Annotated in this window: 10 protein-coding genes; 5 read left to right on the top strand and 5 right to left on the bottom strand. The window is 39.4% G+C overall.

Translation table 11 applies throughout. From position 1 onward, the window contains the following. Window positions 1-9: 9 nt before the first annotated feature. A complete protein-coding gene (locus tag IR083_RS00570) occupies window positions 10-3,201 on the bottom strand; it encodes a SusC/RagA family TonB-linked outer membrane protein (protein WP_006800478.1) in 3,192 nt (1,063 codons plus the stop codon). Window positions 3,202-3,688: 487 nt separating this feature from the next. Next, the gene (feoB, locus tag IR083_RS00565; protein ID WP_006800479.1) at window positions 3,689-6,178 is read right to left on the bottom strand and encodes a ferrous iron transport protein B; all 2,490 of its coding nucleotides are present in this window, start codon (window positions 6,176-6,178) and stop codon (window positions 3,689-3,691) included. Between the two features lie 1,823 nt (window positions 6,179-8,001). Between feoB and IR083_RS00560 the strand changes: the two genes are divergently transcribed. From IR083_RS00560 to IR083_RS00550, 3 genes are read left to right on the top strand one after another with little or no spacing between them, the layout of a single operon-like run. Next, window positions 8,002-10,464 (top strand): endonuclease MutS2, encoded by a 2,463-nt coding sequence (locus tag IR083_RS00560; protein WP_194222828.1) that lies wholly within the window; start codon window positions 8,002-8,004, stop codon window positions 10,462-10,464. A 15-nt stretch (window positions 10,465-10,479) separates the two neighbouring features. Then, window positions 10,480-10,725: a hypothetical protein gene (locus tag IR083_RS00555; protein WP_006800481.1), complete on the top strand. Its 246-nt coding sequence runs from the start codon at window positions 10,480-10,482 to the stop codon at window positions 10,723-10,725. 29 nt (window positions 10,726-10,754) lie between these two features. After that, window positions 10,755-11,630, top strand: coding sequence for a PD40 domain-containing protein (locus tag IR083_RS00550; RefSeq protein WP_194222827.1), 876 nt, complete (start codon window positions 10,755-10,757; stop codon window positions 11,628-11,630). A gap of 60 nt (window positions 11,631-11,690) precedes the next feature. Here IR083_RS00550 and IR083_RS00545 read toward each other — a convergent pair whose 3' ends face one another. Continuing rightward, a complete protein-coding gene (locus IR083_RS00545) occupies window positions 11,691-12,650 on the bottom strand; it encodes an NAD-dependent epimerase/dehydratase family protein (RefSeq protein WP_194222826.1) in 960 nt (319 codons plus the stop codon). Between the two features lie 3 nt (window positions 12,651-12,653). After that, a complete protein-coding gene (gene kbl / locus IR083_RS00540; RefSeq protein WP_194222825.1) occupies window positions 12,654-13,850 on the bottom strand; it encodes a glycine C-acetyltransferase in 1,197 nt (398 codons plus the stop codon). Between the two features lie 468 nt (window positions 13,851-14,318). Here kbl and IR083_RS00535 point away from each other — a divergent pair, with 468 nt between their 5' ends. After that, complete coding sequence (locus IR083_RS00535) at window positions 14,319-15,353, top strand: glycerophosphodiester phosphodiesterase family protein (protein ID WP_194222824.1); 1,035 nt, start codon at window positions 14,319-14,321, stop codon at window positions 15,351-15,353. A gap of 143 nt (window positions 15,354-15,496) precedes the next feature. Beyond that, window positions 15,497-15,823, top strand: a complete 327-nt coding sequence (locus IR083_RS00530; protein WP_194222823.1) for a hypothetical protein — start codon at window positions 15,497-15,499, stop codon at window positions 15,821-15,823. A 155-nt stretch (window positions 15,824-15,978) separates the two neighbouring features. Here the strand turns inward: IR083_RS00530 and IR083_RS00525 are convergent, their stop codons facing one another. Then, window positions 15,979-16,932, bottom strand: a complete 954-nt coding sequence (locus IR083_RS00525; RefSeq protein ID WP_194222822.1) for a hypothetical protein — start codon at window positions 16,930-16,932, stop codon at window positions 15,979-15,981. Window positions 16,933-16,948 lie beyond the last annotated feature (16 nt).

The following is a 16,948-nucleotide window of genomic DNA, read 5'->3' as shown; positions in this document are numbered from 1 at the left end:
TAATCGCTTTTAAAATGACAGTTGTACTCCAAACACATAGGATTGATACGGAGGTGTGGATGCAAACTCCCCGAATTTGGAAGAAATGTCGTTACCCCAGGTTGTTACTTCCGGATCAATATACATATTATCTTTCGGAGTCCACAGCAGTATATTGGACGCTGTAGCTGATACCCTTAAAGAAGAAACCCTAAGTTTTTCACAGATTTTTTTCGGTAGTTGATAAGCCAGACTTACATTACGAAGTTTCAAGTATGAACGGTCGATAACATTATTATCCGAATATTCAAATCCACCATTGCTATAAAATGTATTTAAAGATGTTGGATCGACGGGAGTCGTATTTTCAACATACACAGGATTACCGTTAGTATCCGTACCATTTTGCACAACCGAATTTGGTATAAGAAATGGGTTTCGATCATTATATGCCGTTTCAGGGCCACTACCTACCCAGCCCAGATAGTCCTTGGAATAGGAGTAAATATATCCTCCATAGCGAAGATCTAATGTTGCCGACAATGAAATACCTTTATATGTAAAGGTATTGGTCAATCCCATCCGGTATTTTTCGTTAATATCTTTATCCAAGAAAACTTCATTAGGGGTTGGCTGAGGATTCCCGGCTCCATCGACCACGGTATGGTCCACACCATCAATATTCACAGTCAAAGCCTTTTGGGTTTTAAACTGACCGAGCGGCTTGCCTTCAACAGCGTAAATACCTATTCCTCCGTATCCACCCAAATAAACTTCAGGAACACCTAAAGTTTCCACTTTATTATTGTTTTTAGTAAAATTGTATGTGATATCCCATTGGAAATCCCGGGTTTTTACAGGAACTAAAGAAAGAGATAATTCTATTCCACTATTGCGTACATCCCCTAAATTAGCCCTTTGGGCTGTATAACCAGCTGTTGGGTCTATTGGCATTGTAGCAATCAATCCTTTTGTCAGTTTATTATAGTATGAAAATTCAAGACCGATACGCTGATCGAGAAAAGAACTTTCAAACCCAACTTCAAATTCATCGGTCAACTCAGGTTTCAAATTCTGATTTTCTAACGTATTGGAGATTGTATAACCATTGATACCTCCTAACGGGAATGATAGATCGTCAACATTCGGGAAACCCGGATTAAGTACTGATCCAACAACAAAGCGGTCGTAGACGAAATAAGGAGTTGTGTCTTTACCTGTCCGTCCGTAGGATAATCTTACTTTTGCATAATCAAGCGGGCCAGTATTAATATTTTTCAGTTTCATATAATCAGAAACAATGAAACTCAACATAGCTGCCGGATAAAAGAAAGAGTTATTCTTTTTAGGCAATGCTGAAGACCAGTCGTTACGCGCAGTAAGCGTAAGATAGAGGTAATCCTGATATCCTAAATCTGCATTAACATAAGCGCCCACTATCCGGTAACGGTCACTAGTTTGTTCGGCAACGGCCGGGGTAAGCGTATTGGATAAATGATAAAAACCAGGGATATCAATTGAAGAAATCGATCCATATAAACGAGTCATTTTCTGTTCATTGGCATTTCCTCCAACAATTGCATTCAAAGAAAAATCTCCAAATCGCTCATTGAATGTAGCAAAATAGTCATGGTTAACCTGCAGGTAATCTCTTTTATCCTGTGAGTAACTACCCGCATTGGATGGACCTTTTTGATTATAAGAACCAGGAGTAAAAGAAACTGCATCGAAATGCATATCGGCAGTAGACGTTTCATAGTCACCTCCAAATCGGTAAGTAAGTTTGAGATTACTTAGCAAATCATAGTCTAGTTGAACTTTTCCAAAGAATTTATATTTCCTCTGCAATGCTTCCTTAGCACTTAATACAAAATATGGATTTAAACCATATGGAGTAAAATAATTGTCCAAATTATTAAATTTATCATTGTAGTCTTTCAAGTCGACAATGGAAATATCTGTCGCAATTTCATTTAATGAACGATATACTGATTGGTCTTGTCCCGTTGTCGATACACGATTCTTTTCTACACTGACATTAAAAGAAGAACTTATTAATAACTTATTTGCTTTATGGGATGCGTTAGAAGCAACTGTAAAGCGATTGTAAGAATCGGTATTGGTCGGAATAGGCCCGTCCAGATAGTTATGTGATACCGACAGATGATATAAGGTCTTGTCTGTACCACCGCTCAATGAAAGTGCATTGTTGTACCCAAAGCCCAAATCATAGAAATCACGTATACGGTTTTTCAGATAATTATAAGGTTTTATTTTCTGGCTATTGTCCACCACATTACCCCAAACTCGGTCTTTACCATCGAAGCGGGCACCCCAGCTTCCGTTTTCATCCAAGGCACGATCTCCGCTCCAACCTTGACCGAACATCTGTTGCTCGTCCGGTAAACGTCCGATCTGCTGAATGGTTATACCACCATTATATTCTATTTTCAGCTTTCCGTTAGTATTTTTTCCCGACTTAGTAGTAATCATGATAACCCCTTGGGCAGCACGAGAACCATACAAAGCCGATGCAGCAGACCCCTTCAAGACAGTCATACTCTCAATATCATTCGGATTCAGAGCATTAATACCTGAACCAAAATCAGCCTGGCTATTCAGCGTATTTGTACCTCCGGAAATACTTCCCGACTGATTCTGTTTATTGGTAAGAGGAATACCATCTACCACATATAGAGGTTGGTTATTTCCAAAAGAGTTAAATCCACGAATAGTTACGTTTTGCGTTCCTCCCGGAGTTCCGGATGAAGAAACCTCTACCCCTGAAACTTTACCCTGAAGGGCAGACATCGGATTTAGTGCTCTCGAATTGGCAATATCATCACCCTTGATTGAGGATACTGAATATCCGAGCGTTTTTTTATCTCTTGCAACCCCTAAAGCTGTAACAACAACATCCTGCAACAGATGCTCATCATTCTCCATTACAACCCTCATATCCTGAGACATCCTCAGTTCTACAGTTTTCATTCCCACCAATGTAAACACCAAAGTATTTCTTCCTTCGGGTACATTTATGGAAAACTTACCGTCTACGTCTGTAACGGTACCAACAGTAGTCCCCTTCACTACTACCGAAGCACTGATAACAGGCTCAGCGTTACTGTCGACAACAGTACCGGAGATTTTTGTTGTTTGTGCTACGATAAATCCTATGCTTAGAAATAAGCAGGATAGAATTAACATCACTCTTTTCTTCATACAAACACTACTTTATTAAAAATTAAAACAACATACAAACCCAATTACATACAAACACTTGTCATTCAAAATAAAAGCAACCCTTCTAATCTTATATCAATTTAACAATTTAATACCATATTGGGCTTTTTAGCATCAGTTTGCTTTTTGATATGCAAATTTAGACAATTTTCACGAAAAAAAAAATTTTGGATTAATTTATATAAAATATAACAATATGAAAGCATTCAAAGTCAATCAAATATAAAATCAGAGATCAATTGTTATGTTTTAGTTAAAAATATGTTATTTTGAAAGAAATAAAAAGACAAGACGACAAGTACACTCTGAAAATGTGCTTCTTCACGATGAATGAAAAGTGCATTTTAACACTTTCCATTCGTATTCTCTCATAAATATGAAAGAGAAACTAATATTTACACTTCCTGGATACTATATCAATAAAATATAGGCATTAAGCATCAAATTAAAATAAAAAAAGTAAAAACTACAACATATTTCCAATCTGATAGACCAAAAATGATATTATCCAAGCCAGTAAAGTAGTGTAAATGATACTGAAAACACCCCATTTCCATGATCCTGATTCTTCCTTTATTGCAGCTATAGTAGCGACACATGGAAAGTAAATCAGTACAAAAAGTAACAAACTGACAATAACCAATGGTGTAAATGTCGGAGTACCGTCGGCCTGGGTATCACTCACAAGGCGAGTCTCCAGTGATTCCTGATTCTCGGAGTCTCCTGTATATAAAACACCCAGAGTACTCACGACAACCTCCTTAGCAGCCATACCGGAAAGCAAACTCACACTTATCTTCCAATCGAAACCTAAAGGACGCATCACGGGCTCTATAGTCTTCCCGATACGACCAATGTAAGACTCTTCCTGATGTGCAATATTACGTTGGTCTTCAACCTCCTCTATCAATTCAGTCTTTCGATTATCATCTATTTCATTGTTACCAAACTGTGTCTCTACTCTGGATATCTGATTATCAAACTGCAATTCACGTTCTTTATCCCGGGGAAAATACCCCAAAAACCAAATAATAATGGATGCAACCAAAATAACGCCTCCCATTTTTCTCAGATATTGCCTCGACTTATCCCACATATGTATAGATACAGCACGCAATGTAGGCATTCGATATGGGGGCAATTCCATTACAAATGGGGTATCTTCTTTCGGAAAGAGGAATTTCTTAAATAGCCGCGCCGATATCACAGCTATCAATATACCTATAAAATAAAGCCCGAAAAGAACAAAACTTGCGTAAGGCTTAAAAAATACTCCGACAAAAAGCAAATAGACAGGTAACCGGGCACTACAAGACATAAACGGATTGATAAGCATTGTTATCATACGGCTATTGCGGCTCTCAATGGTACGTGTAGCCAGAATAGCCGGCACATTACACCCAAAACCCATAACCAAAGGAATAAAAGATTTTCCATGCAATCCCATCTTATGCATCACCTTATCCATTATAAAAGCAGCCCTGGCCATATAACCCGAATCTTCCATAAAAGAGATGAAAGCATACAATATTAATATATTAGGCAGAAAGACGATTACTCCCCCTACTCCTCCTATAATACCATCTACAATCAAATCTTTGAGCATGCCCTCAGGCATAGTTCCGCGGATAAAATCCCCGAATGCCGCAACCCCATTCTCAATCCACTCCATAGGATATCCGCCCAAACGAAAAGTACATTCAAACATCACCCACATGAAGAAGAAAAATATAGGGAATCCCAGATATTTATTTGTAACGATAGAGTCAATAATACGTGTACGGTCCGACTCATTCGTTTTTTCCTTCAACGTTTCTTTCAACCCTCCGGCGATAAAACCATAACGGGCATTTGTGAGAGTCGACTCTGTATCTTCTTTTAGTGTTTCTTCAATATATTTTATTTCTGCATCCCTTGTCGCCAGTATATCCTTGCCATTCGAAAGAGTAGACACATAAGACTCAATGTCTTTATCTTTTTCAAGCAATTTTATTGAAATATAACGACGGGGAAAAATAAGCTGGGTAGATTTATCCTTTTCAAGTTTTATATTAAGTCTGCTTATTGAGTTCTCTGCTATATTACCATAAGATATATGTACCCGCCGCACGATCGGCTCCTTATCTTCATACATTCGTATGACCGTATCAAAAAGATCGTTTATCCCCATTCCGGTTTTGGCCACCGTCGGAACCATAGGAATACCGATCATCTTGGATAATTTCCCGTAGTTAAATTCACCTCCGCTCTCTTTCAGCTCATCATACATATTCAATGCGATAACCACTGGAGCTTCCATGTCTATCAACTCAGTTGTCAGATATAAATTCCTTTCCAGGTTGGAAGCAGCCACAATATTAATGATAACATCAGGTTTATCTTCCACAATATGGCGCCTCACAAAAAGCTCTTCCGGAGTATAAGCTGACAAAGAATATGTCCCGGGCAAATCGACTATCTTAAATGTATAACCTCCATGTTTAAATCGTCCCTCCTTCGAATCGACCGTTACTCCTCCATAATTACCCACATGCTCATGTGCCCCTGAAGCAATATTGAACAAGGATGTTTTTCCGGCATTGGGATTACCGACTAAAGCCACGGTTATAACTTTCTTGCTATTTGGGCTATTCTTAATTTTAGAAGAATACTCTTCTATTGAAGATTCTTCATGAGACAAATCGCCATTGAAAGACGATTCCGTCTTCAGAAACTCTTGTTTTTTATTTATTTCGGGATAAATTACTTCAATAAGTCCCGCTTCGCTACGGCGAAGAGAAACTTCATAATCCATAATTTTATATTTGATCGGATCTTTTAGGGGAGCATTCAGGATGACTTTAATGGTTTTTCCTTTGATGAAGCCCATCTCCATGATGCGCTTACGAAAGGCCCCGCTACCATTGACGCGTACAATAACACCTTTCTCTCCTGTCCTCAGGTCTGATAAAAGCATACCAACAATCTTTCATTTAATAATAGAGGTACAAAGATGGGTATTTTTTGTTAGATACAAAGAACTTTTATGCGCATTATTTAGAATGAATATAAAAAAGAACCATCTTTCATTCCTGAATATATTTTATTTGAGATACTTTTTTAGGAGTATTATAAGCACATAAAAAAACCAATGCTTTAGAGGTTATACTTCAATGGTCGAATCTCACAAATCCACTTTCACAAGCAAAAGCATGAAACTATATTTTTTATAATAAAAACCATCGTCGGAGTAATAAATGCCCAATATATCCGATTGTGTCTCTGCCGCATTGGTTTTGTATATATGAATTATATCAAAATCATTCTAATGATACAAACAACTTAATTCAAATTTAATCATAATAATAATTGCTACTTACGTGGATAAATACTGTAGTAATCTTCTGTAATTTTGCAAAAAATAATATTTCTTTTATTGGGGCAAATTAATTGCTAAGGTTGTTTGTAAATTCAATAAACAAGTTAAGTAAAAAGTATTTCCGTAGGGATGAGGAATATAATAATCCAACGCCTCGCTCACCTTTCTTCCAGCGGTAAAATTACAATTTTGTTTTTATTTCGCAAATTTTACACGATATAATTTAATCTAAACGTAGGGAATTTAATTTTTTGAGAAAGTTTATCTATATAATAAGCTGGTAGTCTTTAACTATTAACTTATAGCTCTTTGAAAAATTGATTCGTAAATCTGTAGATTAGCATATTAGCAAATGAGTGAAATAGTGTAACCTTTGTAACCTTTTAACAAGTAATAAGTTTTAAGTAATGAGTACAAAGTTGAAAGAACTGTATTTATGTTTACCCTAAAGTCTTTTGTGCGACAGCCTAAGCTAACGGCTAATAGCTATCAGCTAAAAGCTGAAATATATGTTACTTTTTATTTAAACACAGTGTAAAAGGAGTAGCACGGAGTTTTTTTTATAAACAGGATACTCGGCTCTGCTCAACACGATAAGCTAATTATTATTTTCCATTCTTAATGCCAATCAGTAGTTCAAGTAACTATTGTAGTATAAAATTGTTCAATTCTTTTCAGCTCCACTTCGTTGCGCTTAAACGTTCATTTTGGCATTGCCCAAAACGAACCAAAAGGCTAGCGCTCCGCTCCTCGGCGACCCAAAACCGTTTTGCCGGCTGAATCAAACACACGGGCTATCGCCCCGTTTGATTCTACGCCGCCTGCAACGGATTGGGTACCCCGCCTGCGTCACTAATGCGCGAGGGCTGACGCACGTAGGGCTAAAGCATGAAAGACTCTGTTCTGTCGCCGCATCGCGATTCCGGCCTCATCCCGCAGGCGGGGTACCCAATCCGTAAAGCGGAGGTGTAGGGCAAAATAGGATGGCTGCTATACACGACTGATAATCCGGCTAAAGATGACTCCGTATTATTTTGCCCCACCGGAGCTGCGGTGTTGGGTCGCCGGAGGGATGCAGCCTTGATTTTTGTAACTTTTTATCAAGAAAAAGTTAAGAAAAACAAGCCGGATGGCGCGTTAGAAAAAATAGAACATTAAATATCAACTACTGATTCGCATTATTAATTGTTTCCTATGTTACCTTTGTTACTTTTTAATCACATATAGTTAACAGATGTAAAAAACAACGGCATAAAATAATAAAAAAGTTGTCAGATGTGTCAGATTTTAACCAAATATAGTTAAACAACACAAAAACGACCGATAATTATAATTGCCAATTTTCAAACCTTACAGCTAAAGCTTATAGTTTATAACTTATAACTAAAATTTTTATCTTTGCATCCTAAAATGAACACAACGTGATATATCCGGAGAATTTCGAATCGAAAATAGGATTTGACAAAATACGGCAATTACTCATGGCTAGATGCCTGAGTCCGCTAGGAGAGGAAAAAGTAGAGAATATGGCTTTTTCTTCCGATTATACATTTATTACTGAAAGCCTCTCCCAAACAGAGGAATTCATGCGCATCACACAGGAAGAAGATGATTTTCCAACGAATTATTTCCTTGATGTACGCCCGTCGCTACGGAACATCAAAGTAGAAGGTACGTGGATAGACGAAAATGCATTGTTCGATTTAAGACGCTCCTTGCAAACAATTCGTGACATTGTAAGTTTTCTGAAAAAAGAAGATGAAGAAAATACGCCCTACCCTCATCTATATACATTAGCAGGGGAAGTGGTTGTATTTCCTCAGCTGATAAGTAAAATAGACAATATCCTCGACAAGTTCGGGCGCATAAAAGACAATGCGTCATCCGAATTGCACCGTATACGGAAAGATATGGCCCATATATCGGGAGGCATATCTAAAAGTCTGAATGCCATATTACGTCTGGCGCAAAGCGAAGGCCTTGTAGAAAAGGATGTAACACCTACCATGCGTGACGGACGGCTGGTTATCCCCGTTGCTCCGGCATTTAAACGGAAGATTAAAGGGATAGTGCATGACGAATCTGCTTCAGGTAAGACAGTCTTTATAGAACCGGCCGAGGTAGTGGAAGCAAACAACCGGATACGTGAACTGGAAAGCGAAGAAAGACGCGAGATAATTAAAATACTCATTGCTTTTACTGACGTTCTACGCCCACTGGTTCCCGAGATACTGCAATCGTATGAATTTCTGGCTATGATCGATTTCATCCGGGCAAAAGCTACATTCTCTATCGAGTTGAGTGCCATCAAGCCATCTATAGAAGATAAACAAATAATACGCTGGTACAGGGCGAAACATCCGCTGCTGTTTCTCTCGCACCGCAAGCAGAATAAACAAATAGTACCGCTCGATATAGAATTGGAAGAAGACAACCGGCTGCTGATAATTTCAGGACCGAATGCCGGAGGAAAATCTGTTTGCCTGAAAACAGTAGGACTGCTCCAATATATGGTACAATGCGGTTTGCCGATTCCTCTGGATGAGAATTCTAAGGTCGGGATATTCAACCATATATTCATAGACATAGGAGATGAACAATCGATCGAAAACGATCTGAGTACATATAGCTCCCATCTGACCAACATGAAGTTTTTTGTCAGGAACTGTGATAAAAAGACTATCCTGCTCATTGACGAATTTGGCGGAGGTACCGAACCCCAGATAGGCGGGGCAATTGCCGAATCTCTATTGAAACGTTTCAATGAAAAAAGCGCTTTCGGAGTAATCACCACCCACTATCAGAATCTGAAACACTTTGCCAATGAAAACAAAGGGGTGATAAATGGAGCCATGTTATACGACCGCCATCTGATGCAACCTCTGTTTACCTTATCCATAGGAAATCCGGGCAGTTCGTTTGCCATAGAGATTGCACGGAAGATAGGATTGCCTGAAGATGTTATTGCCGATGCTTCGGAAATAGTAGGCAGCGATTATATCAATATGGATAAATATCTACAGGATATTGTCCGCGACAAACGTTATTGGGAAACCAAACGCCAAAGCATCCGTCAAAAGGAAAAACGGCTCGAAGAAGTTACCGAGACCTACGAAACCGACTTGCTGGCTGTAGAAAAGCAGCGAAAAGAAATCATCCGTCAGGCAAAGGCTGATGCTGAACGCATTATGTCGGAGGCAAATGCCAAGATAGAGAATACTATCCGCACGATCCGTGAATCACAAGCCGATAAAGAGAAAACTAAGCAGGCGCGACAAGCGTTAAGTGAATTCAAATCGGCACTGGATAATGAAGATAATTTCTCCGATGATAAGATTACCCGGAAAATACAGAAGCTAAAGGACAAGGAGAAAAATAAGAAACAAAAAGAAAAGGCTCCTGAAAAGCAAAAAACTCAAGCAATTACCATCGGTGATAATGTCCGCATAAAAGGGCAAACATCTATAGGGCAGGTACTCGATATACAAAGAGGTAATGCAACAGTGGCTTTCGGGATGATAAAATCGACAGCCAAGCTCGACACACTGGAATATGTAAGTAAGAATCAGGTCAAACGGGATTCGAAGAGTACATTGGTCAGCGCTGCCGTAAGCGACGATATGCGCGAGAAGAAACTCAACTTCAAACAGGATATAGACGTACGCGGCATGCGTGGAGACGAAGCCTTACAGGCCGTTATGTACTTCATTGACGACGCCATTCTTGTCGGGGTATCCCGTGTGCGTATCCTGCATGGAACAGGCACGGGCGCACTGCGGCAAATCATACGGGATTACTTACGTACAGTACCGGGTGTACATAATTATCAGGACGAACATGTCCAATTTGGTGGTACAGGTATTACGGTTATAGACCTGAATTAAATAAGCTTTAAAACTATGGATATAAATATTGACCCTTCCGGCGGATTTTCTCTAGGCTTTGGCTCCGGCGCCATAATAGCCTTACTTGTCATTGCCATACCCGTATGGTTTATCTGTTGGCGCATATTCAAAAGAAGAGCTAAACCGGAGAAGCCTAAGAAGCTTCATATAGCGGCAGCCATAATTATTATTACGCCGATAATATACGCTATGTTAATTATCCTCTGCTATCTTGCAATAAAGCTATTGTACTTAGAATAACATCTATCAGAAAAACTAGCCATAACATTATGCAGCCACAACAAACAGAGCCATCCAAAGTTACCAGTATCCTTGAAATATATGATATTACGACTGGCAGACGAACCATCGTGAAAGAGTTTCCTTATCTGATAGAAGCTCCCGATTGGACGCCTGACGGCAAACATCTGATATATAACAGTGAAGGGTTGATATATAAACTCCCGACAGATTTTTCCGGAGAGCCGGAATTAATTGATACAGGCTTCGCCACCAGATGCAACAACGACCATCTGGTATCACCGGATGGAAGGTTAATGGCAATCAGCCACCGCTCATTACCGGACGGACGCCCCACAATATTCGTATTACCGGGCGAGGGTGGGGAACCGAAACAGGTAACTCCTTCCCGGCCAAGTTATATGCACGGATGGAGTCCGGATGGAAAGATGCTTACCTATTGTGCCAACCGCAACGGGGAAATGGATGTATATACAATTTCCATTGACGGAACCAATGAAACCCGCCTGACAACATCCGAAGGTCTGAATGACGGACCCGAATATTCTCCCGATGGCAAATACATCTGGTTCAACTCCGTGCGTACGGGACTGATGCAGATATGGCGGATGAAAACCGACGGTAGTGAACAGACACAGATAACGTTTGATGACGATAGTAACTCCTGGTTTCCACACCTGTCTCCGGATGGCAAGAATGTCGTATATATCGCATACAGGAAAGGGGATCTCGAACCGCACGAACATCTCCGCTACAAACATGTAGAAATACGAATGATACCTGCGACAGGAGGTGAACCTCAGACTTTAGTCAAATTATTCGGCGGACAGGGTACTTTTAATGTAAACTCATGGGCGCCGGACAGCAAACGCTTTGCTTTTGTCAGTTTCAGTATAGAAGAATAAGATTTATAGAGAGAAGTAAAGCATGGATTCTATTGCCATGCTTTCTAACTCTATCTATTATCAAATCAAATGTACTTCCCTCTCTTTGAGTACACTTATCATATCAGCGGTCATCTTCTCCAGATCATATTCAGGTTTCCAGTCCCATTCCTGACGAGCACAGGTATCATCCAGAGAGTTGGGCCATGAATCGGCAATAGCCTGCTTCAATGGGTCTACATCATATTCCATTTCAAAATCGGGATAATGCTTTTTAATAGCCTTGTACAGCATCTCAGGGTCGAAACTCATTGCCGCTATATTGAACGAATTGCGATGTACCAGCCTATCAGGATCAGCTTCCATAATGTTGATAGCTGCGTTCAGTGCATCGGGCATATACATCATATCCATAAAAGTTCCAGCCTTAAGCGGACAGATAAACTTCTCCTCTTTCACCGCATTATAGTATATCTCTACGGCATAGTCGGTAGTTCCACCGCCCGGGTGGGTAAGGTTGGATATAATACCCGGAAAACGAACCGAACGGGTATCCACTCCCCAGCGGTCGTGGTAATAATCGCTAAGTAACTCCCCCATTACCTTGGTTATCCCATATACGGTTTTCGGACGCTGAACTGTATCCTGCGGTGTTTTATCCTTTGGAGTATTAGGGCCGAATGCGCCGATAGAACTTGGAGTAAATACTGCACAATTGAACTCTCTGGCCACATCGAGACAGTTCATCAGGCTGCCTACACCTACATCCCATCCCAATTTAGGATTTTTCTCGGCTGTAGCAGACAATATAGCTGCCAGATTGTAGATAGTATCTATCTTGTATTTTTTTACAACATCTGCAATTTGCTTTATATCGGTTGCATCTATCTCCACTGTCGGTCCCCAATCGAAGAAACCATCGGGATAAGGCGGCTTATAATATCCGCAGATTACATTACCGTCTCCATAAATCGAGCGCAACCTGATACTCAATTCCGAGCCGATCTGGCCCGTACTACCTACTATAAGAATGTTCTTCATCGTTTATTTAATTACACCTAGTTCTTTTCCTGTTTTCGTGAAAGCTGTTATACATTTGTCGAGATGTTCTTTCTCATGTCCTGCCGATATTTGTACACGGATACGCGCTAAGTCTTTAGGTACTACCGGATAATAAAACCCTGTAACATAAATACCCTCATCCAATAACCGGGCGGCCATATCCTGTGATAACTTCGCATCGTACAGCATTACCGCACAGATGGAGGATTGCGTAGGCTTAATGTCAAAACCTGCCGCTTTCATCTTTTCCACGAAGTAGTCTGTATTGGCATGCAATTTATCCTGTAATTCATTCGTGCGTTCCATCATCTCGAACATCTTAATCCCTGCCGCAGTGATTGCCGGAGGTAAGGAATTTGAGAACAGATAAGGGCGTGAACGCTGGCGAAGCATATCTATTATCTCTTTCTTACCTGTTGTGAATCCGCCGATAGCTCCCCCAAACGATTTACCTAATGTACCTGTAATGATCTCAACCTTACCACGCAGATTAAATAATTCGGTAGTTCCACGACCGGTTTTGCCGACTACACCTGCAGAATGTGATTCGTCTATCATTATCATGGCATCGTATTTTTGTGCCAGTTCGTATATTTTATCCATCGAGGCCACATTGCCGTCCATAGAGAATACACCATCTGTCACTATCAGCCGGAAACGTTGCGACTGAGCCAGTTTCAACTGTTTCTCCAAATCTTCCATATCCGCATTTGCATAACGGTAACGAACAGCTTTACAGAGGCGCACGCCATCTATTATGGAGGCATGGTTCAATGAATCGGAAATAATGGCGTCCTGATCGCTCAACAACGGTTCGAATACACCGCCATTAGCATCGAAACAGGCGGCATACAAGATCGAATCTTCCATACCGAAGAACTTGGCGATAGCTGCTTCCAACTGTTTATGTAAATCCTGGGTACCGCAGATAAACCTTACGGAAGACATGCCAAACCCGCGGGAGTCCATAGCCTCTTTAGCGGCTTCGATTAGCTCCTTATTGTCTGATAATCCAAGATAATTATTGGCACAGAAATTCAGGACTTCTTGTCCGGTGTTTACACGTATAGATGCCCCCTGTGGAGATACTATTATACGCTCGTTTTTGTACAATCCTGCCGATTGTATATCGGTCAGTTCATTTTGAAGATACTTTTGAAAGCTAGAGTAGGTATTCATAGTCTTAATTTTTAACGTAAAGGTAATAAAATGTCAACTGATAGAATAAATATTAATTGGAAATATTTTTCAAAATAAGAGAAATAAAATCCTTCAAAAATGAAATGACAAAAGTATCCCAACTAAATCTAAAATACAGTATCGTAATAATCAAAAAAGGTAACAAAAGTAACACTTTTTACAAATTACACAGCCCTGTTACATTTCTTCGCAAAGCCTATAATCACCTGATAAATAATCAATTTTTAATTTATTAATAAAAAAGGTAACAAAAGTAACAGATTATACACACTTTTTCATTTCTTACTTTTTATCTTTGACTATTCAAGATCATTATCTATTCCTGTATATAGATAAATTTTTATAGAAAGAATGCTAAGTTTGCCCGTTTTCAACTATAACGTATCCGCTACTGCATGTATTCATAGTATATAGTATAATATACGATTAATGTCTAAAAATATAATTATGAAAAAGTTATTGTTCTTATTTTTTATTTTATTCTCAAGCCAGACCATCATGTATTCACAATCGGCAACAGAACTGTTAGTATTAGATAATTACCTGATTAAAAATAATAAAAGAGGTGTAAAGGTTGGAAAATTTAATATTCCGGCCGGAGAAAAAATCTCTTTGATAAAAGATGAGGCTAACTTGTTTGTATTGAGCGAAGACGGACATTTGTTGATTAAAAAAAATGCCACAATCACAAAATCCACTCCGTGGAGATTCGAAATCACGGTAAAGACCAAAGACGGAGAGAAAACCTTCGAACTGGTCAGAGACGACTTTATCCGAAACAAAGTTATCGCACACCGTGGAGCGTGGAAAAACCATGACGCCAGCCAGAACTCATTAAAATCATTGAAAAAAGCGATAGAAATAGGCTGCGAAGGCTCTGAATTCGATGTATGGTTATCATCCGACAATAAGGTTATCCTCTCTCACGATCCTGAAATAGGAGGAAAAAAGGTAGAAGAAACCACAGCGGACGAATTATTCAAAATAGAATTGAAAGACGGAGACAAGCTGCCAAGCCTCGAAGAATATATAAAATGTATTAAAGGACAAAATAAGACCCGCCTGGTACTGGAAGTTAAAGCATCACAAAAAGGAAAAGAACGTTGCGAAGCCGTTGCCGATTCGGCTGTCCGTATAGTACATCGTATGAATGCACAGGCATGGACCGATTATATAACATTCAGCTTCGATGCGGCAAAACGCATCAGGGAGCTGGACCCAACGGCTAAGATTCTTTATCTGGAAGCTGATAAAACGCTCGAAGAACTGAAAGCGGAAAGAATGTCGGGTATAGACTATCATTACAGTAATTTTATTAAAGATACGGATTTGGCAAAGAAAGCAAAATCCATAGGTTTGTTAACCAATGCATGGACTGTGAACAAGACTGAAGATATGCAGACAATGCTCAATCAGGATATCGATTACATTACCACTGACGAACCGGAAATTCTCCTTGAAATACTGGATGCTAAAAAATAGAAGATAGAATTAAACACAGGAAGCGCTGAAAATCAAACATTTCAGCGCTTTTTTATTTTCTATAAAGAAAAAACAGGAGTCTTATTATGGAATATATACTGTATATCCCTCTATATAACGTAACCGATAAAACTTAGATTATTATGAGTAAGACTGCAATATACCCTATCTGCCTGATATCGATGATAGCTTCCGCTATATTCTATCAATTTAAAGGTAATCCCAGAGATAAGTACAAAAATAACACTGAAGTATTAGCTCAATCCGAAGAACAACAGAAACACCAATCTTTTACATCGACAATCTATAATGACGTTGTACCAACCATACTGTCGGCTATAGCGATAGCCAAACCGCTGTTAATCGAACAAGAACCGTTTTCGGTAAGCCTGGATAACGAAATATGGTATATCAGTGGGACAAGAGGCGATATAGTAAAAGTCAGTAAAGCCACAGGAGAAGTATTATGATATATCCGCCCGTAGATAATATTTGAAAATATAAGGCTGCCCCCTTAGCCTCCCGGCTTGGTTAGGTAATGAATATCTCTCAATTCTTCGTTCATTATTTGTAACTAAGTCGGGATTAAACAAGAAAGTCCGGTTTAATGCCGGACTTTCTTATATTATTTCTTTTCTTTTCCGAAATGAGAGAACTTAGATACAAAATCATCAGGAATACGTTCTCCGTTAACCGTTCCGGAAAGTGTCGCCGTACTTAACATATTATTCTCATCGAGAACATATTTATACGCGATGTCAGCATAATCCGACTCACTTCCGTTTTCTTCTGTTTTCTTTATAATAGTTCGTGATACGTTGTTCACACTCGACTTTCCTAGATATTTAGCCGACAGAAAAGGCAGACTGGACATAAACCAGCATCCTCCCCTGCTCTTTATGCTTATTGTATTCAGAGGCATTTCATACACATAGCTTGCCGACTTAATATATGCAGTCTTGTCATATGTATATATATGACGATAACCCGCCGATGAGATTACTTCGGTTATATTGCCGTCTGTAATCACATATTCCTCGGCATATGAGAGGGAGTTATTATTTCCACTGTAATCATAATGATCCATATTGGTCATATAGCCTTCCGCATTATATTTACAAACGGTGGAATCGTTCCATGTTCTTTCATTCGAAATCAATTCGCCATCCCTAAATTTCTCTGTATTGGTCACATGCAGGGCATAATCTATCTGCTTATTCTCATTCAGGTAAATCAGCAGGCTATCCGATGTCCGGCTTGTCGCGGAAGAACTCCTCACGCGGGAAAATGAGAAAAATTTGTCTTTATAATCAACCTGAATGTAGTCTCCCCCATCATTATCTATTACGATTATGGAATCAGCATCATTGTATGTCAGGGTAAAATCATCTCGGGACTGCATTTCCAACTTATTATATTCCGGATAATCCACACTTTCCAACAACCAATAATATTCCGGTTCGGGCTCTGGTTCCGGTTCGGGTTCCCTCTCATGATAAAGCATTATATCTTCGCCACACGAAGAAAATATGACAAGAACAGATAAGATACAGATAAGGTAGTATGTAAAGATCTTCATTTTTTAATATTAATGA

The organism is Dysgonomonas sp. GY75, from assembly GCF_015234155.1.
Classification (GTDB): Bacteria; Bacteroidota; Bacteroidia; order Bacteroidales; family Dysgonomonadaceae; genus Dysgonomonas; species Dysgonomonas gadei.
This window is presented reverse-complemented; position numbering and strand designations above follow the sequence as displayed.